General features: G+C 42.5%; 17 protein-coding genes. 8 read left to right on the forward strand and 9 right to left on the reverse strand.

Annotation, left to right across the window (positions count from 1 at the left end):
- The 6 genes from VK541_RS06815 to VK541_RS06840 all read left to right on the forward strand — a co-directional run.
- The coding region (locus VK541_RS06815; protein WP_324368224.1) for a histidine kinase at positions 1-2,449 on the forward strand (2,449 nt) is incomplete at its 5' end.
- Positions 2,449-3,201, forward strand: coding sequence for a LytTR family DNA-binding domain-containing protein (locus tag VK541_RS06820; protein WP_324368226.1), 753 nt, complete (start codon positions 2,449-2,451; stop codon positions 3,199-3,201). The genes VK541_RS06815 and VK541_RS06820, both read left to right, overlap by 1 nt.
- A gap of 321 nt (positions 3,202-3,522) precedes the next feature.
- Positions 3,523-5,865, forward strand: a complete 2,343-nt coding sequence (locus tag VK541_RS06825; RefSeq protein WP_324368229.1) for an ATP-binding protein — start codon at positions 3,523-3,525, stop codon at positions 5,863-5,865.
- Between the two features lie 145 nt (positions 5,866-6,010).
- Positions 6,011-9,271, forward strand: a complete 3,261-nt coding sequence (locus tag VK541_RS06830; RefSeq protein WP_324368231.1) for a SusC/RagA family TonB-linked outer membrane protein — start codon at positions 6,011-6,013, stop codon at positions 9,269-9,271.
- A 79-nt stretch (positions 9,272-9,350) separates the two neighbouring features.
- A complete protein-coding gene (locus VK541_RS06835) occupies positions 9,351-9,572 on the forward strand; it encodes a helix-turn-helix transcriptional regulator (RefSeq protein WP_324368233.1) in 222 nt (73 codons plus the stop codon).
- 26 nt (positions 9,573-9,598) lie between these two features.
- Positions 9,599-10,948, forward strand: a complete 1,350-nt coding sequence (locus VK541_RS06840) for a RagB/SusD family nutrient uptake outer membrane protein (RefSeq protein ID WP_324368235.1) — start codon at positions 9,599-9,601, stop codon at positions 10,946-10,948.
- Positions 10,949-10,985: 37 nt separating this feature from the next.
- Here VK541_RS06840 and VK541_RS06845 read toward each other — a convergent pair whose 3' ends face one another.
- Positions 10,986-11,285 (reverse strand): hypothetical protein, encoded by a 300-nt coding sequence (locus tag VK541_RS06845; RefSeq protein WP_324368237.1) that lies wholly within the window; start codon positions 11,283-11,285, stop codon positions 10,986-10,988.
- A gap of 83 nt (positions 11,286-11,368) precedes the next feature.
- Positions 11,369-11,818, reverse strand: a complete 450-nt coding sequence (locus VK541_RS06850) for a MauE/DoxX family redox-associated membrane protein (RefSeq protein ID WP_324368239.1) — start codon at positions 11,816-11,818, stop codon at positions 11,369-11,371.
- A gap of 262 nt (positions 11,819-12,080) precedes the next feature.
- Here VK541_RS06850 and ppsA point away from each other — a divergent pair, with 262 nt between their 5' ends.
- Positions 12,081-14,513, forward strand: a complete 2,433-nt coding sequence (ppsA, locus tag VK541_RS06855; RefSeq protein ID WP_324368240.1) for a phosphoenolpyruvate synthase — start codon at positions 12,081-12,083, stop codon at positions 14,511-14,513.
- On the opposite strand, the gene VK541_RS06860 is transcribed toward ppsA, so the two are convergent.
- From VK541_RS06860 to VK541_RS06890, 7 genes are all read right to left on the reverse strand, one after another.
- Positions 14,506-15,567: a glycoside hydrolase family 43 protein gene (locus tag VK541_RS06860; RefSeq protein WP_324368242.1), complete on the reverse strand. Its 1,062-nt coding sequence runs from the start codon at positions 15,565-15,567 to the stop codon at positions 14,506-14,508. The two genes, ppsA and VK541_RS06860, sit on opposite strands and share 8 nt — an antisense overlap.
- Before the next feature lie 68 nt (positions 15,568-15,635).
- On the reverse strand, positions 15,636-15,974 hold the full coding sequence (locus tag VK541_RS06865; RefSeq protein WP_324368244.1) for a cupin domain-containing protein: 339 nt from the start codon (positions 15,972-15,974) through the stop codon (positions 15,636-15,638).
- 61 nt (positions 15,975-16,035) lie between these two features.
- Entirely contained in the window at positions 16,036-17,016 is a 981-nt protein-coding gene (locus VK541_RS06870; RefSeq protein WP_324368246.1) for a metallophosphoesterase, read from the reverse strand.
- A gap of 165 nt (positions 17,017-17,181) precedes the next feature.
- Positions 17,182-17,829 (reverse strand): DUF6266 family protein, encoded by a 648-nt coding sequence (locus VK541_RS06875; RefSeq protein ID WP_324368248.1) that lies wholly within the window; start codon positions 17,827-17,829, stop codon positions 17,182-17,184.
- Positions 17,830-18,119: 290 nt separating this feature from the next.
- The gene (locus tag VK541_RS06880; RefSeq protein WP_324368250.1) at positions 18,120-19,304 is read right to left on the reverse strand and encodes a DUF1624 domain-containing protein; all 1,185 of its coding nucleotides are present in this window, start codon (positions 19,302-19,304) and stop codon (positions 18,120-18,122) included.
- Positions 19,305-19,767: 463 nt separating this feature from the next.
- Positions 19,768-20,145 carry a helix-turn-helix domain-containing protein gene (locus tag VK541_RS06885; protein WP_324368252.1) on the reverse strand — a complete coding sequence of 126 codons (378 nt, stop codon included), beginning with the start codon at positions 20,143-20,145 and terminating at the stop codon, positions 19,768-19,770.
- 7 nt (positions 20,146-20,152) lie between these two features.
- Entirely contained in the window at positions 20,153-20,458 is a 306-nt protein-coding gene (locus tag VK541_RS06890; RefSeq protein ID WP_324368254.1) for a type II toxin-antitoxin system HigB family toxin, read from the reverse strand.
- Between the two features lie 480 nt (positions 20,459-20,938).
- Between VK541_RS06890 and VK541_RS06895 the strand changes: the two genes are divergently transcribed.
- Positions 20,939-22,198, forward strand: a complete 1,260-nt coding sequence (locus VK541_RS06895) for an erythromycin esterase family protein (protein ID WP_324368255.1) — start codon at positions 20,939-20,941, stop codon at positions 22,196-22,198.
- Positions 22,199-22,207 lie beyond the last annotated feature (9 nt).

Consider the following 22,207-nt stretch of genomic DNA (forward strand, 5'->3'; position numbering starts at 1 on the left):
TTTCTTAACGCAGGTCGATAAAACCGGTAAGGTGCTGAGCATGAAACCTCAGTCTGATTTTCCAAAAATAAATCTCAATGAGATTACCACACGGAAAAAATATGGGGGGACATCAATGGAATCTGACCCTGTTCATGCAGAAACAGCAAGCGTAATTTCACAAATCATTCTGGAGGCGATCGCCAGCGGTGAAAAAGACTGGGACAATGGCAGGCTTTATAAGGATTCTGGACTTAGCTTCCTGCTTCCGGCTGCCACATTTCCGCTGGCCGATAACATGGTGCTGGAGGGTAAGATCAGTAATATGACCCAGCAGATGAGGGACGGTCTGGATCTGTATCTGCCGGGTACGGAGCAAGAATTTCGCATTTCTAAAGATGGCAGTTTCCGGATTACGGCTTTTCTCAGCGAGGGATCTCAAGCTAGTTTGAAATATAGCTATCCCTATAAAGAAACGGCCGGAAGCGGAAATGTACCCGCTTCAGCGGGAGTTGATGTGATGGTAAATATAAACAAGTTAAGTATCCCTCTGTTTTTTCAGCCAGGTGATACGCTTCATATTACTGCTGATGCGAACGACTTTGCCAATACTATGCGGTTCGCCGGAAACGCGGCAGAAATGGCCACATTTGGATTGGACGTAGCTAGGTTTGCCCAAAGAATGAAGACCCCTGAAATTTCCCGCGGTACGAAATCCTTTTCGGCAGAAAGTTTTATGAAAGCTCAGGAGCTGGATGAAAGCGCTTTCCAGCAACTTGTCATGCAGTATCTCGGAAAACTGCCAGCTGGAGTTTTGAAATACCATAAGCTAAAGTTTGCTTTCGAGGAGGCAAACGGAAAACTGGATTTTCTATCAAAGACCAATTTTAAGGCCAGTCCGGAAGCTCCTGTGATCTTTGAAGATTTTCCTCTGAACTTTTTTAAAGGGATTGACACCCTCCCGGTATTGATGATAGATTACAATGAGGCCGGATGGTACCACTCATTTCTCAATTCATTGCATGTTTATCTGTCCTTTAAGGCTGGGCAGCTCAATGGGGGCAGCGATGGTTTTTTCCTGAGTGATTATGTACTGTCTTTGAATTACCTGAGACGCTTTCCGCTTTATGCGACACTGGCAGAGGCTTTTGAAAATGAATTGCGCTCTAACGACTGGAAAAATGCCCAGAGTTTAAAACCTTATTACAACGATTTTATCAACAATTGCGGAGACACGACGCTTACCAATGCAGTCAAGGATAAATGGAGGGCGGTTTCTGCATGGGCACCGGGAAACAAGCTTCCGTTAAAGAAGATCAGACTTGCCGATGGCCGCCCGCTGGACATCAGTAAGTTTAAAGGGAAGGTGTTGAGCATGACATTTAATTTTCATTACCCGGATGAAATGAAACGCCTGTTAAAGCGGATTAAGAAACAGGATCCTAATAAGGTCCATTTCCTGATCGTCCAATTAAAAGAAGATGGGCTTGCGACGTCTGCTGTGGCAGAAGAACTCAAAAACCTTCCGCAGGTTACTTATGTTGAAGTGACGCGGGACAACGATGACCTGGAAGATGTCGTACTGCTTACCAATTGGGATGTCAAAACATTTGTTCTCGATGCGGAGCAGCGCATCATACAGGACAATATTGACGACAGTCCGGAACATTTACCTCAGGACAAAGCTTTTGAAGAGGCTATCAAAAAGGCTTTGGCCCCCAAAACCATGAGTAAGGAAGATAGGGCCGAACTGATTAAAACCATAGGATGGAGCGCAAGCTCCATCCTATTTGCAAGTTTGATTTTCTTCTGGATCTATAAAGTGCGTGTCACTTCGCTAAAAAGAAAAGAAGCCATCAAGCGGCAGATCAAGGAATTGGAGATCAAAGCAATCCGTTCGCAGATGAACCCGCATTTCCTGTTTAATGCGTTAAATTCTATACAGTCACTAATTAATAATAACCAGTACAGAGAAGCCAATGTTTATCTTGAGAAGTTTTCCCTGCTCATGCGCAGGGTATTAAATAATTCAGAAAAGATATATATCAGCTTGTCTGACGAACTTGAAGCCGTTACACTTTATTGTGAACTGGAAAAATTGCGTTTTGATTTTACTTTTACTTTAGTGGTTCAGAAAGAAGTATATGCAAACCTGATTGAGATTCCGGGCATGATCATTCAGCCATTGGTGGAAAACGCAATTGTACATGGCCTGGCTCAAAAAGGTAACTCAGGTAAACTTGAAATCAGCATCAGAAAAGAAAAAAACTGCCTGAATATAACAGTTAAAGACAATGGGAGAGGCTTAAACTCTGCGACGGAAACACACAGCGGCTTTGGTTTAAAACTGGTGAACGAACGCCTGAATTTGTTAAATGCGGATGGTGCTCATGGTAAACTTACATTAAACAGTAATTTAGATGAAAATAACACTGGCGTAACTGCCGAACTAATAATCCCAATTGATTAATGAGCACGTTAAGATGTCTACTTGTTGATGATGAAAAGAAGAGCAGGGCGAATTTACGCCAGCTGTTAAAAGAATATTGTCCGCAAGTTGAGGTCATCGCTGAAGCACAATCAGCTGCCGAGGCTTTAAAATTAATTGCGCTGCTAAAACCCGATCTGCTGTTTCTGGATATAGAAATGGGCGAAGTTTCAGGATTTGACCTCTTGAAGTCCCTAAATGGTCGCCAGGATTTCGAAGTGATATTTGTTACCGCGTTTGACCGCTACGGCATACAGGCAGTTAAAGTCTGCGCAATTGATTACCTGCTAAAGCCAATCAATATACTTGAGTTGAGCAGCGCTGTAGCGACGGCTTCAAAGCAAATTAATCCAAAAAAAGAAAATCAGCGCTTGAAAGAGCTGATAGCCAATATAGACCGTGGCGAGGACGAACAGCGTATTGCTGTACCATTGGCAGACAAGATCGAATTTGTGGCGCTCAGCAAGATCATCAGGCTCGAAGCCGAGGGTAACTATACGCACATTTACCTGGAAGGCAATAAGAAGCACCTCGTATGCAAAACACTCAAAGAATATCAGGATCTGCTGGAAGGGTATAATTTTTTAAGGACACACCAGTCACATTTGATCAATTTTCGTAAGATCTCGTCTTATGTCAAGACAGAAGGGGGCTATATTAGCATGGAAGACGGCAGTCAGGTTCCAATCTCCAGACAGAAAAAAGAAGAAGTATTAAAACGGATATTGAAATAGCAGTGTTCCGGCTTGCCAAATAAAAAAATTTGCGTCACGATTTGTGTAATTCGCAAAAAGTTATATATTTTTGTATCGAGAGCGTTAATTTAAATAGCCAGGCCAGCTATGGTCGGTTATTTGAGGGGTTGAATCCAATTCAACCCCTTTTTTCAAACCTTTTCTCGAGGATAAGTATACCGACAGGTTTGGATCATAGTAGGGTGGGTATTTGATGAAAAGTCACAGCACATGTATTCTTTAATCCTTTATCTTAGCAGCTGATATCAACTGTTTTAGGCACTCCCTATTATTAGCAAATTAAACACTTAATAATTTCTAATGAAGATCATGACTCTCGCTCGTATTTGTTTCCTGTTGCTTTTAAGTAACGTCATGTTCGATGGTTATGCAGCCGGGCTTGTTACGGTACCTAAAGCAAAACGCGGGCTGTTGGATCTGCGGCGGGAAGCTTTCGATGAAAAGGTCGCCCTCAACGGAGAATGGGAGTTTTACTGGCACCGGCTTCTTGGGCCTGACGACCGGGTTGGTAAGCCCGGGCTGCTGGTCGAATTCCCTTTTATGTGGAAAGGATTTGGCTATGCCAGTTATAGACTTACTGTGCTGCTGCCAAAGAACAGGAAACAGCTGCGGGTGGCTATGCCCGACGCCTATACTGCCTACAGGCTCTTTGTAAACGGAAAGCAGTTGGCAGCTAATGGAAAAGTGAGCACAACAGCCGAAGGCTTTATACCCCACTGGCAGTACCAGGCATTTGATGTTGATCATGACACGGATACGCTTCGCCTGATTCTGCAGATAGCGAATTTTGTACATAATAAGGGCGGGATAAAAAAACCGATTCTTATAGGCGAAAAAACGGCGATGGAGCTGGAAAGACAGCAATCGGCGGCAATTGACCTTATATTGACCGGCTGTTTACTCATGGGTGGCCTTTTCTTTCTTGGACTGTACCTGCTTGGCAACCGGGATAAAGCGATCTTGCTATTCTCTCTGTATTCTATAGTTTATTGCTACCGCATCATTGGTATAGACAATTACGTACTTCACACCATCATGCCCGATCTTGATTGGTTCTTTACGGTCCGTCTTGAATACATCAGTTTATTTCTGGGTGTAGGCCTGTTCGGATTGTATACCCTTTATTTATATCCGGAAGACGTCAGCAAAAAGGCTGTTGTCATTGTAAGCCTGATGTGCTTTACATTTACAGCTGCTTCAGTTTTCCTTTCACCTGCTTTCTTCACGCAACTGATCAATCCATTTCTGGTGATCATGCTTTTTTGTATTGTTTATACGCCCTATGTTTATTTCAGGGCTTATCAAAAGAAACGCCCGGGAGCAGTCTATGCACTTGCCAGTTCGGCGGCAGTGATGTCTGTTTTCACCATTGCTTTACTTCACTACTGGTCTGTCATTCCCCAGATGCAGGGCCTTAGTTTTATCGGATACATTGGTTTTTTCTTTTTGCAATCCCTGGTTCTTTCCCACAAAGTCTCTTTTGAACTAAAAAAAGCCCGGCAGCAGGCAGAGCAGGGACTGAAAGCAAAGAGTGAATTTCTGAGTACCATGAGCCATGAGATCCGTACACCGCTCAATTCAGTGATCGGCATGAGCCATTTGCTGCTAAGGAATGATCCGCGTCAGGACCAGGTGAAACAACTCGACGTGATGCTTTTTTCCGCAAATCATTTGCTGACAATTGTAAACGATATTTTGGACTACAACAAAATTGAAGCCGGTAAGGTGTCATTTGAGCATATAGATATGGACCTGGCTGGTATCGCTGATAAAGTGGTTGCCGGTCTTAAAGCAGACGCGGAAAATAAGCATATTGCGCTGACCCTTGAAATTGATCCGGACCTGCATGACCATGTGCTGGGTGACCCCACGCGAACTTTTCAGGTGCTGAGCAACCTGGTCCATAACGCAATAAAATTTACCATAAAAGGCTTTGTATCGGTAAGTGTCAAAATCGAAAGCCGCACGGAAAAACACCTCATCTTAAAGATAGCCGTCAGGGACACAGGCATTGGCATCTCAGCTGAGGATCAGAAAATTATTTTTCAGCGGTTTACCCAGGCTGATTCATCGACTTCAAGAAGCTTTGGCGGCACCGGTTTGGGGCTTGCCATTTGCAAAAGGATTTTAGAACTTCAGGGAGCGGCCCTGCATTTAGACAGCAAAGAAGGGGAAGGTTCTGTATTTTATTTCACTCAAATTTTTGAAAGGAGCTTAAATGCTGTCAAACAAAACAACCCTGATGTGCTGCTGCCATTACCTGAAGAAAAACCACTTAATGGTATAGCCATCCTCCTGGTAGAAGATAACCCTATGAATGTGCTGGTTGCAGAAAACTTTCTAACTGCCTGGGGGGCTGTAGTCGATGTCGCCGTTAATGGACAGGAAGCGCTAACCGCTATAGATTTGAACAGGCACAAACTGGTTTTAATGGACCTGCAAATGCCGCTGATGGACGGGTACGAATCAGCAACAACCATGCGGGCCAATGGGGTAACCATACCAATAATAGCGCTTACAGCTAACCTTCCAAATGAAATAGAGGCCGACATCAGACAGGCCGGGCTCACTGATGTTGTGACCAAACCTTTTCTCCCGGAGGAACTGTTCAAAAAAATAATGCGCTGCCTGTCCAAAGCATAGACTTAGCATACCGGCATTATAATAATTATCGGCATTGCTTTTTTATTTTTTTAATCAGTATCTTCAAAAAATGAAACCAGGGTTGAAAAATGGTTAAGGGAAGAAATAAATCAGTGTTAATTCAGAGCGGGAAAGTAAGTAGATAATGCGGTTGATTACAGCTTTTGTGGTATCGGCGTTGTTGCTGCTGAATGTGTGTGCGTCTGCTCAGAAATTAAATTACATAAAGAAAAAAGTAACGCTCGCGAGGCTATTTAGAGAACTTCAAAAGCAAACAGGATACCAGATCGTCTGGAGCGAAGACATGATAGACAGCGACCAGCTTGTTGACGCTGATTTCAAAAATGCTGATCCCAGGGAAGTTATAAAAGAAGTATTTGACGGGCTTTCGATTGAATATCTCATTAATGATAAAACGAAATCGATCAGTCTGGCGCAAAAGAAACTGACCGCTGCAGAAAACACCGGCGGACAGCTTTTGGTAACAAATGAACTGCGCGAGGTTGAAATTGTAAGTACAGGATATCAGCAGATACCGAAAGAGCGGGCGACGGGTAGCTTCGCTGTGGTGGACAAAAAGCAATTGGACAGACGGGTGGGCAGCGAAGTGTTCAGCAGGCTGGAGGGAATTGCCTCAGGTTTACTTTTTAATAAGAATACGGTCAATAATTATCCGGGTAATTTTGATTTTTCCATTCGTGGCAGGAGTACCATTTATGCCAATGACCAGCCCTTGATCGTTCTTGATAATTTCCCTTTTAACGGTGATTTTAATTCAATCAATCCAAATGATGTAGCCGGCATTACAGTGCTTAAAGATGCCGCCGCTGCTTCCATATGGGGGGTGAGGGCCGGAAATGGCGTCATTGTGATTGATACCAAAAGAGGGAAGTTTAACCGGCCTTTAAACATAGCTTTTAATACAAACCTGAGTGTTTCGGCCAAGCCTGATCTTTTTTACAATCCCAATTATATCTCCTCATCGGATTTTATCGATTTGGAAACTTTTTTGTTTGATCACGGGAAATACGATGCGGCGTTGTCTGACGTGAGCCGCTATCCGGTGGTGTCTCCGGTGGTGCAGATCCTGGACCGGCAGCGTAAGGGACAGTCTGCAGCTGAGACCGCCCAGCAATTGAATGTCCTGCGGGGCAACGACATCAGGAATGATGAGCTGAAGTATTTTTACCGCAACCAGGTTGCCCAGCAATACGCGCTGTCACTGAGCGGTGGTTCGGCCTGGAGCAGCCATTTTTTTTCTGCCGGTTATGATCAGAGGTTGTCCAGTTTGGTCGCCAATGATAATAACAGGTTTACGCTGAACAGCCAGAATACTTTCATGCCTGCCAAAAATCTGGAAATTGAGGCCGGGGTATATTATATTAGGTCCTTGTCCAGGGTCGACAGTACGATGGGTGAAGCTTCGGCAACTCAGTTTCAACCCTATAAGCAGTTTAAAAATATAGATGGACAGGCGGCTATATTTGACAGAACCTTTAGCGCCGCTTATAAGCAAGCTGTCCTGGACAAGGGTTTTCTGGACTGGTCCTACAGGCCACTGGATGAGTTGGGTAAATCTCCGTTTAAAATAACGAATAACGATGTGAGGATAAATAGCGGATTGAAGTACACTTTTATTGAGGGGCTAAGTGCGGCTGTGAAATATCAATATCAGGAGCTTGATCAGAAAACGGTTAAATACAATGGAATTGATAATTATCAGACGAGGAACCTGATTAACCAGTATGCTGTTTTGACTGCAGGCGGGGTATCCGGCTACAACATTCCCATTGGAGGAATCCTCTATACTGCGGATGGCAGGGGTGTTTCGAATAACCTGCGTTTTCAGCTGGGCTATCAAAAAGACTGGGCCCAAAATTCGATCTCTGCTATTGCTGGTTATGAAATATCTTCGTTTGAATCTGACCTGGACAAGCTATTTAAATATGGTTATGATAGACCTGGAGGTACTCCATCTGCGGTAGATACGACCACGGTCTTTAACCTGAACCCTACCGGTACAGGGAGCATTGTCGAAAGTTCTGAAAAATTGGGTAAGGTTGACAGAATTCGTTCGTCCTTTGCAAATGCCGCTTATACTTATGACGGCAGATATACCGTGTCGGGCAGTGCCCGTATAGATGGGTCTAATTACTTTGGACTGAAAACCAATCAGAAGTACGTGCCTTTGTGGTCGGCAGGAGGACTTTGGAATGTAAATAAGGAAAACTTCTATCGCCTGGACTGGCTGCCTGTTTTAAAACTGCGTGCTTCGTACGGGTACAATGGAAACCTGGACAAGAGTACCACTGGTGTGACTACTTTCAGGTACTCTGGTCTCGATACGTATACCGGGTTGCCATACGCAAATATCCTTGGCATTGGTAATCCTGAACTGAGATGGGAGAAGATAGGGATTGCGAATTTTGGAGTCGATTTTGAACTCAGAGACCAGGTATTTACCGGGCGGCTGGAGTATTATTTTAAAAAGGGTTCTGATATACTGGGCGATAAGGCATTTCCATCCAATACAGGCATCTCTACCTTGAGGGGTAACTATGCGAAGATGAAGGCCAGGGGTATTGACGTTGTGCTTACTGCGCAGAATTTTCGTGGCAAACTGGGTTGGAAGACCAGTCTGTTGTTTTCTGCAGTGCGTGACTGGGTGAGTTCTTATGATATGATCGAACCGGGTGGGATTTATTATGTCGGACTTACCAGCAGTAAGCCCGTGCTGAACAGACCTGTTTATGGGATTTACAGCTATCAATCGACCGGATTGGATCCTTTAAATGGGGATCCCAGAGGCTATTTAAAAGGAGAGATTAGCAGGGACTACCATGAGATCATTAATAGTGCGACGATAGCGAACATACAATATCATGGTTCTGCAAGACCAACGATGTTTGGGGGGCTCAGCAATACTTTTGCTTTTTGCCGCTTTAGTTTGGGAATTAATATCAGTTATAAGTTCGGGTACTATTTCAGAAAGCCTTCCGTGAACTATTACGGGATGTATAATCTCAGCATTGAGAAAAGTATGAATGTTGATTTTGCAGAACGCTGGCAAAAAACAGGTGATGAAAAATTTACCAATGTACCCTCATTAGGTGTTTACAGCGATGATAATTTCAGGGATGCTTTTTATAACAATTCCTCTGCGACGGTTGCCCGGGGCGACCACATCCGCTTGCAGGACATTAGTTTGGCCTTCGATCTTGACCGGAGCAACTGGCCGGGAATACCAGTGAAACAAATACAGCTTTATTTTTATGCCAATAATTTGGGCATCATCTGGAAGGCAAATGATTTTGGGCTGGACCCGGATCTTGTCCCATCTATGAGCAACAGGTTTGTTGTCCCTGAGCCCAGGAGCGTCGCTTTCGGATTGAAAGCAAATTTTTAATTCCAAAATATTGGATAATAATACATAAATTAGGCATATCTGCCTAATTATTATTTCTGCTCCTATTGCACCTTTGAATATGGTTTTGCAATCGAATGAGTCAGAGGAACTAAAGAATTTCGGCAATAATCTTCGGAGGATAAGGAAAGAAAAAGAGCTGTCAATGGAAGCCCTGGCTAATCTGGCAGAAATTGAACTTTCACAGATTTTTAGAATTGAAACCGGGAAGATCAATCCAAAACTGACCACCATTCTGACTATCGCAAAGGCACTTGGTATTAATCCTAAAGAATTATTTTAGTGTATTACAGGCATTTACTCTTTGTTGTGATTGCATTCGGCTCGCTGGTTGTCTGTCCGTCCTGCAATGACAGGTGGCTTGATGCCAAACCGGACAAATCGCTGGTGGTGCCAAAAACGATTAAGGACTACCAGGCATTGCTGGACAATAGTGGCGAGTTATTTAATATTGCACAATCTTCTGGCTTGGCCGAAATCTCATCAGGTGATTTTTACATTAGCAATGCTTCCTGGGCTGCCCTTTTTCTGAAGCAGGAAAAATCTGCATATATCTGGGGGCCAAATGAGAGTTTTTATGAAGGAGAGCCCAGTGCAGACTGGGAGAATGGATACAAGAGGATTTTAAATGCCAATCTGATTTTAGAGGGGATTGAAAAAATAAAACCCGCTGAAACAGACCGTCAAGCCTGGGATAATGTCAAAGGGAGCGCCCTTTTTTTTCGTTCCTTTGATTTTTTCAATCTAGCACAGGAGTATTGCAAGACATACGGAGCAGCATCAGCCAAGACAGATCTGGGGCTTCCGCTGAGACTTGAATACAATGTAAACATCCGGGTAAGACGTTCAAGCCTTCAGGAAACATACGGGCAGATCCTTGGGGATCTGAAATTAGCAGGTCATTTGCTTGACATAAAGCCGCTTTACAAGACCAGGCCATCAAAGCAGGCAGTGTTTGCATTATTTGCCCGAACCTATTTGAATATGGAAAATTATGATCAGGCAGCGCTGTATGCCGATTCTGCTTTGCAGATTCAGCCTGAGTTGATGGACTATGCCACACTTAATGCTAACGCTGCCTATCCTGCAATGCTGTTTAACCAGGAGGTCATCTTTCACAGTTCATTTAGTTATGGCATTTTTAATGCGTCCAGGCTGATCGTAGAACCTGCTTTGTTTGCGGCCTATGCAGCCAATGACTACCGGCGGTCGGTATTTTTCAAAGCGGTTGCTAGTGGCGGGGTGACATTTAAAGGCAATTACAGCGGAGATAAAAGTTTGTTTGGAGGACTGGCAACCGATGAGCTCTACCTGATCAGGGCGGAATGTAAAGCCAGGAAAGGAGAAGTAATTGCTGCACTTGCAGATCTGAACTATCTTTTGCGAAAACGATGGAAGGGCGGCTACGAGGATGTTGTAACCAGAGATCAGTACACAGCACTATCAATAATACTTCAAGAAAGGAGAAAAGAGCTGGCATTTAGAGGGCTGAGGTGGGGAGATCTGAGACGGTTGAACAAGGACAGCAGGTTTACGGTTACGATAACAAGGATACTCAATGACCAGGTCTATAAATTGTTGCCGGGAGACAGGAGATATATCTTGCCTATTGATGAACAGGAGATCAGGCTTGGTGAAATACAACAGAATGAGAGATAGGCAGAGGGTTACTCACCGCGCCCTCTGCTATCTGGTGTTATTCAAAATGACCCGAAGTGCTTGACTGGAAGCTTACTCCAATTAATGGCAGGGGATCTCCATCCGCAGGTAGCGGGTTTGTTCCTATGTTCCACTTAGCAGAACATAAATTGCCTCCTACTTCACACCTGTTGTCAGAAAAATAATAATAGCCACTGGGATTATTAGCCGCTGGATAAGTCATATCTGTTTTGTAATACCTTACGATCGCCCCGTTCTTGACGGTGGTATACGCACTGATGCCAAATGCAAGCACTGCGATGAGCATCCCCAATACTGTTTTTTTAATGTTGTTCATACTGTAAATTTTAGGTTATGTATATTGCCTGGTTTTCTTTTGACAGGTTCCGGGCGCTTTTCCTGTATTACAGGGATGATTCTTTATTTCTTGTACGATCTGATCCCGATAGCGGCTATTAGCAGGAATGCTGCATTAAACCAGATGTGCTGCTGCCAGGTCATGGTGCTGATGGCCCCGCCGCAGTGACAGGGTAATTTTGTTCCTGACGAAACCATATAAACAAGGTAAATCGTAAATATGCCCAAAAGTGCCAGCGAGGCATATAAACCCAGTTTCCTGGTTCCCGCTATAATCAGCAGGAGGCTGATGACTATTTCACTTATCGGGATTAACCATGCCACAAAAAGACTGTAACTGCCAATTATAGGTGACTTGGCCAGTGTTGACGAAAAAGCATTGATCGTTAATATTTTACTTGCTGCAGTATACATGAAAAGTGCAAGCAAAAGATATGCAGCTGTATCGCTGATGATCGGTCTGAATTTCAGGGGAAATTGAAAACCCGGTCTTTCTTTGAGTTGGATTCGCATGATGGTAATTATTATTCCTTCCTCAAATGTGCAGCATTTTGTTATTAATAAGTGTGAAAATGTGTTAAAATATTAAGACTAAGCACTATAGGATTTATTTTTTATTGTTAAGACAAAAATTGAACATAAAGCTTAAGAAATACAGAGTTTGAAGATTAATAAAGAGATTGCCATAACCTAATAAAGTATCGTTTATCTGTAATTATTGTGTATCACCCACTTAGCTATGCACTATAGCTTTGCCGTATTATTTAATGATGATATGAAATCAGAAAAATTAATACTTAACCTGCAGCAGGTTGGAATAAACGACATCGAAATTGTCGGGGGAAAAAATGCTTCCCTGGGAGAAATGATACAGAACCTCAAGCGTCTCGGCATACAGATACCCGGAGGATTTATTGTTACTGTACAGGCCTATAAAGAGTTCATTGAATTTAACGGACTGGACAAACACATCAGACAACTGATCGATGGGATTGATCTGTCTGATATGGAATCACTGACGGCAGGCGGACAAAAGATTCGCGACTGTATTACCGGGGGCTCAATTCCGGCTGGCCTTTCCTTTGAAATACGAAATGCGTATAATGCGTTGTCTGAAGTCTACAGCCAAAATGATGTGGATGTTGCAGTACGCTCATCTGCAACAGCGGAAGATTTACCAGATGCGTCGTTTGCAGGTCAGCAAGATACCTTTCTGAACATTAGTGGAATGGAACCGTTATTAAAGGCAATTAAGGATTGCTTTGCATCCTTGTTTACCGACCGGGCCATCAGCTACCGTCAAAGTTTTGGCTATGACCATTTTCAAATAGGGCTCTCTGTATGCATCCAAAAAATGGTTAGATCAGATCTCGCCGCATCAGGGGTTGCATTTTCCCTCGATACTGAAAGTGGTTTTAAAGATGTGATCATCATTAACGGATCGTACGGCCTGGGAGAAATGGTGGTACAGGGTGCCATATCACCTGATGAGTTTATCGTATTTAAGCCAACTCTTAAACAAGGCTATGCTGCCATTATAGAAAAGAGGATAGGAATAAAAGATAAAAAAATGGTTTATGGCAATTCGAAGGCAGAAAGGGTAAAGATAGTCGCAAGCACTGAGCAGGAGCAAAACCAGTTCTGCATTACCAATGAGCAGGTATTGGAATTGTCCAAATGGATAATGGCAATTGAAGACCATTATTCGGCAATTAAACAGTGCTGGTGTCCTATGGATGTGGAGTGGGCGGTTGACGGGAATACAGGTGAGTTATACATTGTACAAGCCCGCCCCGAAACTATTCATTCCAGAAAGCGGCTCAATACCATAACCGAATATGCCATTGATGATGCAGAAAGGTCGGAAAAGATCATTCTCAAAGGAATTGCTGTCGGTGACAAAATAGCAAACGGCAGAGTAAATATTTTGATGGGTACCGCAAAAGCGGACATTTCAAAGATCTCATTTGAAAAAGGTGATGTACTGGTGACCGATATGACTGACCCCGACTGGGAGCCCATCATGAAGAATGCGTCTGCCATCATTACCAATAAAGGAGGGAGAACCTGCCATGCGGCCATTGTGGCCCGCGAACTTGGAGTGCCTGCCATAGTGGGCTGCGGTAATGCTACAGACATTCTGCAGCAGGGACAGCTCATTACAGCGTCTTGTGCAGAGGGTTCTGCCGGACTGATCTACAGCGGCGTCATCGCCTTTAAAAAGCAGGAATTTGATCTCGATGACCTGCCGGAAATAAAAACGCCGGTGATGCTTAATGTTGCCTCACCCGAAATGGCATTTCATTTTTCCCGGTTCCCAAATAAAGGAGTCGGACTGGCCAGGGAGGAATTTATTATCAATAATTATATCCAGGTCCATCCGCTGGCGCTGATGCAGCATGAAAACCTGAATGATGAAATCCTGTCGAAACAGATCAGAGATCACATCAGAGGATTTAAGAACGGTGAAGATTTTTTTGTCGAGAAACTATCATTCGGCGTTGGCCGGATCGCGGCGTCTTTCTTTAATCATAAGGTAATTGTAAGATTCTCGGATTTTAAAAGCAATGAATACTTTAACCTCCTTGGAGGCAAATACTTTGAGCCGAAGGAGGAAAATCCGATGATTGGATGGCGCGGGGCATCCAGGTATTATTCAAAAGAATATAAAAAAGCTTTTGGAATGGAATGTATGGCTATAAAGAAAGTTCGTGAAATAATGGGTTTAAAAAATGTAGTGGTCATGATACCGTTTTGCCGCACGGTAACAGAGCTGCTCCTGGTGTATGATACCATGAAGGAATTTGGCCTGGAAAGGGGAAAGGATGGGCTGGAGGTATATTTAATGGCAGAAATACCGTCAAACATTATCATGGCTGAAGAATTCTCGGCACACATTGATGGATTCTCCATTGGTTCAAATGACCTGACCCAGTTGGTGCTGGGGCTGGACAGAGATTCTTCCCTGGTCGCACATATTTATGATGAACGCAATGAGGCAGTGAAGATCATGATAAGAACGTTGATTTCAGTAGCCAAAAAGGCAGGGGTGAAGGTAGGGATCTGCGGCCAGGGACCATCGGATTTCCCGGATTTCGCACAATTTTTGGTGGAAGAAGGCATTGACACCATTTCTGTTACGCCTGATTCTTTCTTTAAAACAGTTAAAGCGATACATAGAATAGAAAATGAGCTGATTTCTATTTAACATCCGGGTAAGCTCTAAGCAAGGCTTTTGCTTCTTCTGGCGTCAGCCGCGAAATACTGCCATGTCTTGCATCTGGCGGCATACTTATGTCCTTTTCAATGATCCATTGAAGCAGGTCAGGTGACGATGAGATGCCATATTTGTCAACCATTGGATAATCATATAGCAATAACCATCCTGGTTTGACAGGGTCTTTCATTACACTTGGCCCTTCCGTAATTACCGGGGCGATCTGGCCGCTATTCAGTGGCCCTTCATAGATTTTGTATGGACCCTCTATGTTTTTGGATGTTGCCAGCCGAATCCCCCGTCGTTCACCGGTTTTAACTCCAAATTCTTCTTCTTTGTGAAACAGGTAATAGGTTGCCTTGTGCTTAAGCAGCGTTCCGTCAATTACGGAATAGGGCGGTGCAAACAATACTTTGGCAGGAGTAAAGGTCTTCCAGTCGGTTGTTTTACAATACCACAACCGGCTCTCCTTCCAGCCCGCATCCTTAAAGGTGGATGACCAAAAGAGCGTATACTCTTTATTGGCCTCATCATAAAAGAATTCCGGAGCCCAGATGTTCCTCACCAGGTCACCGGATTCATTTCGCAGGTCTTTCATCAAATGCAGGTAGTCTTCTACCTTCCAGTGAATCAGATCTTTTGAAGTTGCATAGAGACAACTTGGTCCAAATTTTTTACGGTTCTCCGCGCCACCGCCGCCGCCTGTTGCGATCAACCGCCAGAGCCCGTCTGGTCCGCGTTGAATGTATTGGTCACGCATAAATTGATCCCATATTGGTTTGTTATCATTTAACGGAGTCCAGTGACGGCCGTCTGTTGATAAAGCAATGTGCAATTGCGCTGCCAGCATGGGATCAGGCAAAGGTACTTCAACCGTTTCGCCTTTTGCATTGATCTCAATACGTGTGGGGTAACGCTGGCGAAAGTAGGTGAGCATCCAGGTTTCTTTTTCGTCACTTTTAGATTGCGCCCGGGTCGATTTTAAGGGTGCGATTAGCAAGATACATACAGAAAGTCTTATGATAAATATGAGTTTTATCTTCATATTATGGTTCAATTATGGTTGTAATCGTGAATGTACAAACAAATAACTGTGAAATCCGCCCTTTTTTCTTAAAAGTCAACCCTCATAGTTTCCATATCTGCCAGCTCAAAAGTGATGTTAACAGAACGTTCGGTAATTGGTCTCGTTCTATGAATGGTGCCCATTGGTACAGTATACATCTGGCCATGAGACAATTCAAGGGTGGTGTTCAGCAGATCCAGTGCCATAACACCCTCGAGTACCATGAATGTTTCGTCAGAGTTGGGATGCCGGTGCCAGTAGAATGGTCCTGTCATTACACTAAGCCGGATGAGGTGATTGTTGGCCCTGTCAAGGATCATGTTCGTGTATTTTCCAGAAGCTGAGGCGGTTAATTTTAATGTGTCAATGATATTTTCTGCGTGCATAAACAAAAGGATCTGATATTATTTAACTGTCAAGCCGTTAAATTGTTTGGAAAAATAGGATTCAGGGAAGATCGATACGCTTGATAACGCCATTAAATCCTGTCACAGAGTCTGGCAGATTGCCAATAGCTATTGAGGCATTGTTTTCTGGTGTAAAGGCATCGAATTTAAATTCTTCAGGTTTTTTTACAGGTATTTCAATAATTGAATAGGCTTTTTTTGCGGACTCAGTATGACCCAGAATAGGACGGGGCCCATTGCCAATGCAGCCGGCGTTGAACAGCCGCATACCATTTTTATGCGCAGGGAAGTAAGCATGCTGATGGCCGCTGATGTACAGATCAACACCATTTTCTTTGAGGAAATTAAGCGTCCAGTCGGCATTGTCATTTACTTCACCGGGTTTGTTTTTGTCGGCCACGATTGGATATAACGGTAAATGGCCCAGCAAAATACGCAGCCTGGCATTTTTTGCTGCTTTGCTTTTTAACTGTTCTTTCATCCATTCCAGCACTTCGGGCTTTATTTTAGCTGCGGATGCGTCCCAGCTCATAAAAAATACATTGTTTTTGATATAACTAAAATAAAACGGGTAATGGATACGATCTGTAAAAGTAAGGCGGGTTGATTTGATGTTATCGTCCCAGAACTGTTTAGCAGCAGTCCGGTCTTTTAAAAAATTGGGTGAAGCATCGTGATTGCCTAATGTAAAGCCGAAAGGTATTTTAAGATTATTGATAGGCTTTAAGACTGTATGATTAAATCCTTCCCACATTTTAGCAATATGTTCTGCTGTAAGTGAAGCTTTCTGGCCGGCTACCATATCACCACCGCATAGTATAATGTCCGGCTTAATTACTGCTATCCTGCTGATCACTGCGGCCACATCCGGACTATAGGTCATATCTCCGTAACCAGCGTTCAAATCGCTGATGATCAATATTTTTAACGCTTTGTTTTCGCTTTCCTTTTCGTACCGGGGCTTAAAGGAGGTAATTACGGCAAGGATAATGATCAGCGCTGTGAGTTTTGTTATTGTCATTAGTAATCGTTAATCCTGTTTTTTGAAGGGACAATGTTATAGTGCTAACATAACCATTTTTCTTCGAAATGGATAACCGCCCTTATTGACACGATCCTCCATTAACATAGCCGCTTTTGGTTAACAAAAGCGGCATTTTACAAAAATTTACCCTTTTAGCTTATCCTAGGCTCCCACCCACACACTATCACTCACATTCAACCTGTCATCTGCGATGAAAGCAATATAAGCCTCAAATGGTTTCCCCAACTCTGCCGCAGTCAAGGCCATAAAATCCCTGCACTCATGCCTTCTCGCGCCGCTTAATTCTATAGCTGCCCTGGGTATGCGAGTCGCATTTACTCCTTCGGGAAAGAAAACCAGCAACATTGCCCGGTTGTTCAGACATTGCGGGGCAATGTTGCCTGGCATTTCCCAAGTAAATTCAATACCATTCGACAAAATATTAAGAGCGGGAGAAACTGCCGGAGGGAGATTACCTTTGCTGAGCATTGCTTTGCTGTAATCCATACTGATATTCGGATACACACCCTGCAAGGCATGCTTTTTATGATAAGAAACCGCCTCGTTATAAGCACTACGATCCGTATCCTCAACGGCTTTAGCAAAGCCAAGATTTAGCAAAGCGAGCGTAGGTTTCAAAAATGCATTGGTCACTTTCATCCGCTGGTAATTGGCCAGTTTGGCAAGCGTTGGAGGCTTGGCATTTTTACCTGCAGTCCGAATTACGTTTTTACCTTTTAAGGTGTAGCTCACGAGATTGCCGACACGACCATTTATATGACCGAAAGGACCGTTATTTAATGTACCCATGGTTTTTATAATTTATATAAGCCAAAATTAAAACGACAAAAGGAAATCAAGTTTGCGATTCGTGAACTGGATCGTACTACGCCGCTGTTCCCTTATTGCGGCTATTATGGTACTATAATCCTCCATTTCCCAAATCAATGTCAAGCGGACGTTCCGGCAAGGTTGCAAAATCCGCCGGACCATCCAACCATCTTGCAACCATTACGGGAGGATGTTGAAACCGTGTCGAATAAATAGGACCAAAGCGAGACCATAACAGCATTACAATCTTGGCAAAATGTACGCAACATTTATAAATAACTCAGCCACCATTTTTGTTTGTTGGATTGTTTATAGGCATCGTAGCGTTTGCACAAAGGATACAGGGCGATCACTATTATTATCCAAACGAGGTATGCCACAGGCAATGAAAATCCATAACCCTTCAGGTCGGTTGTAAACCATATCGGTTTGGTCAGTATCCATATTTTCCAGTCCTGTCCGGGGGTAAGTGCTGAAGCGACGATCGCTACCAAATGGATCACATAGATATGGATCAGGTAATAAAACATGGGGACCCTGCCGTATATAGAAACCACTTTCACAACACCTCCTCTTAGTTTTTCTGTAAATGACAGAAATAAAAGGGCTGCGCCCAGTGTCATCAGGAGATATAGCAGTGATGGGGGGTACTTACTGACATTAATAAATGAAAGGAACGTAAACAAAGTATTTTTTTGTACTTCCCATTTTACCGGATCTCCGTAAACATTCGCATAGCGAAGGATGATAAACGAAACGATAGCCAAACCGCCCAGAATCAGCAAATTTTTTTGTCTTTTGCCGGTATCGTAGTCTGCGGTATACCACATGCCCAGGCAATACCCTAACGGCATTACAGCCATTAGTGGAATTATAGGATAGCCCACCAAAAAAACTGTTTTATGCCAGGTGAAGAACTGCTGGTCATGAAGCAGCGACCAGCCGAAAGCCGGCAGTGAATTACCTGCCACATGAATGTCATCTAAAAGGTTGTGGCCCGCTATTATTGTCAAACAAATACCAAGGATCCATTTTATGGGCAGATGAATTATCGCCGCCAGTAGTATCATACTTACGCCCAATGCCCATATGGTTATAAAAAAGAACATGGGGAAGGTGATATTAAAGTTCCAGGCGAAATTGACCACGATCATTTCCAGAAAGATCAGCCATAACCCTCTTTTTAGCAGGAAGAGCGATAGTTCTTTTTTAGTTTTCTTTTGCCCGGTTAAAAATGCGGAGGTTCCTGCCAGCAACATAAATACCGGTGCGCAAAAGTGAGTGATCCACCTGGTGAAAAATAAAATGCCGCTTGTTTTTGTAAGGTCAAGCGGGTCGTAGAAAAAAGAACCGGAATATAAATAGTCCCTCACGTGGTCAAGGGCCATAATGATCATGATCGCACCTCTGAGGAAATCAATAGCTGTTATCCGGTGTTTTAGAATTGTGTTCATTCGGGTTTTGCTGAATATTGGTTTGGACAATAACAATTACCGGCACCTTCGGCCAGCTTAACTCAAATTAACAAAATACAATGGTAATGAGAAAGTTATCATAAACATTTAGTATTTCTCTTTGCTAAAATAGATTCTACCTCTAAAAGTTTTAGTTACTTTCCTTGAAAAAATTGAATATTAATCTGTAAAAAATTAGGCCGGCCGATATCCGTCAGCGGCCTAATCCTTAAAAAAAAATTAATTACTCTGTTTAAGAAACGACAAGAATTGTTAAACATATCTATACCAAAACTGATATGACTCTTTACTGACAATCCATTAATAATCAGGTAGTTTCCTGCCTGATGTCTTTTTTCTCTGTCGTTTTTCTAATCGTCGCGCTGATCGGTGTCAACTTTTTTAAAGTATTCCAGCTATCTTCATGTTTCCACCACGGCTTCCTGTTTGAAGGGTGACACAGTTAGATGTGGTCTAAAATAAATTTTGGATCAATTTTAAGTTTATTATAAATTGCTTTTATAAAAGATATATCAGGCTTACGTTTTCCGGTAAGTATCTGAGATAGCTTGGGCTTCCCTATACCTAATTCATCTGCAAGCTTCGCCTGAGAAATTTTATGCTCAAACATAAATAATTCTAATACGTCTGAAATTGAATCAGGCTGTTTAACTGGTTTCAACCCAAGAACTTCATCTTCAAATTTTTCTGTAGCAACGGTTAGTATACGTAGCTTTTCTATATCTGCATCGGTGAGATTTGCTTCACCCTCGTTCATCAGATCATAGATCACTATCATTGTTTCGTGATAATGTTTTTCTGAGGTTATTTGATATTCCATTGCCAGGTTATTTTCTAAACGTTATTTGACTAGCATTAATTTTGTCGTATTCTTTGTGAGTCCCAATGAAAAGAATGAATACCGTTCGCACTTTAAAAATTATTAAAGCAATGAGTCTAAAGGAATTGCCTTTAATGTTGAAGACATACCTATCGTTCCCTACAGCATCTACGCTATTAAAAGTTCGTTTCATTTCATTGAAGTTTTTCCAGTCAGCATTTTTAGTTGCATTGTACCAGTCTTCTAAGGCATTTTCTGCATCAGGATGGATCTTATTGAAAGTGCCAATTACTGTCTTTGAAATGATGACCATACAAATATAGTATTTTGTTTTTTAGAATTAAATTTCATTTTCTGAAATAATTAATAAGGCGGCTTGGTGTATCAGGCTTATCTAAATATTTAATTTTTGACAAGTTTAAGTATTGTATTGGCAGTTATCCGGTGATTATCCGGTTAAGTTGAATTGAACATAGGATTGGACCCACAAGAGAAGGCTAAATAATAAGTGGGTTTTCTAAAGTCATCGACAAATCATAAACGATTAAAGGGCGTCATTAAAGACCCAAATCGTTTTGTTGTATATGATGGGAAGAATGGCATAGAGGTCGATCTGCTCCCAGCCTACTTTATAAAGAAGTCGAATTCGACCCCAACTCAATTGCGTCCACGGTGTGGACGATATTGGAAAAGGCTTCATTTGTACCGTGCTGGTATTAATGCTATCTTGTAGGTTGACTCGATTTGGGATGAAAGGATTATCGGATCTTTCTTTATGATCAAATGCATAAATATGTTAAAACAAATATTGCTATTCACTTTCATCGTAATTACCCTTTCCGCTTGCGTACAAAAAGATATTAAGACGTTTGTAACAGAAAATCGAGTTGATATCCGGACTATCTCGCCCGATTCAACTGATTATTCTGATTTGCAGGCCATTGGAAAAGCGATTGGAGACTCCAGGATTGTAATGTTGGGCGAACAAGACCATGGTGATGCGCCAACCTTTTTGGCTAAGACAAGATTGATCAAATATCTTCATGAACAGAAGGGATTCAACGTTTTGGCCTTTGAGAGTGACTTTTTTGCGCTCAACGAAGGTTGGGACCGATTGGCCAAAACAAGGACTGACATTGATGGATTCCTCCCTGACAATATTTTTAGTATATGGACTAAATGTGAACAGTGCGGTAACCTGCTTTACAGTTATATCCCAAAAACTTATAAGGACAATAAGTCTCTTGTAATAACTGGCTTCGATAGTCAAGTCCACGGAACATATAGTTTGGCGAACCTGAAAATCTACATAGACAGCTTTCTAAAAAGACAGCACGTAAAATTTACGGGGACGGGAAAGTACAAGAAAGATTTTTATTCCTTTATCGATTCAATAAAATATAATAAAGACATTCAAAAACAACGAAATTTTAAGGAAGCACTGAAACAAATTATCAACGAACTTTCGACAGTGGATACCGCAGTTTTTGAAATGATGCTGCTTAAAAGTTTAAAGGCCAATGCGGAGAGTGAGATTTCATTGTTAAGCAAGGGCAATGATTACCTAGAAATTAGGGATAAACAAATGGCAGAGAATTTAAGATGGCTTCTGAAATATAAATTTCCGAATGAGAAAATCATTGTTTGGGCGCATAATATCCACATTCTTAAAAACCCCAAACTAATGGACAATCCGGTTTGGAAATGGAGAAATATGGGTGATTTTTTTACGGCAGATAAACAGCTCTACGCAAAGACTTATGTTTTGGGTTTTAATTCTAGAACTGGAACCGCAGGTAGAATTACCAACGACAAAAAATTTACTGTGCAGCCGCCTGTCAAAAACAGTTTCGAAACCTGGATACCTGAAACTATACCATACGCTTTCGTTGACTTTAAACAGTTCCGGACAGAAAATCCAAGCGCAAAGACATATTTTTTCATGAAAGGATCGTTTCATAATGCCTGTTCTGGGTTGTGGACGGATATGTTCGATGGTATTTTTTACATTCGGGATATGTATCCTTGTACATTGGTTAAAATTAAAAACTAGTGGATAGCC

Source organism: Pedobacter sp. (genome assembly GCF_035317785.1).
GTDB lineage: Bacteria > Bacteroidota > Bacteroidia > Sphingobacteriales > Sphingobacteriaceae > Pedobacter.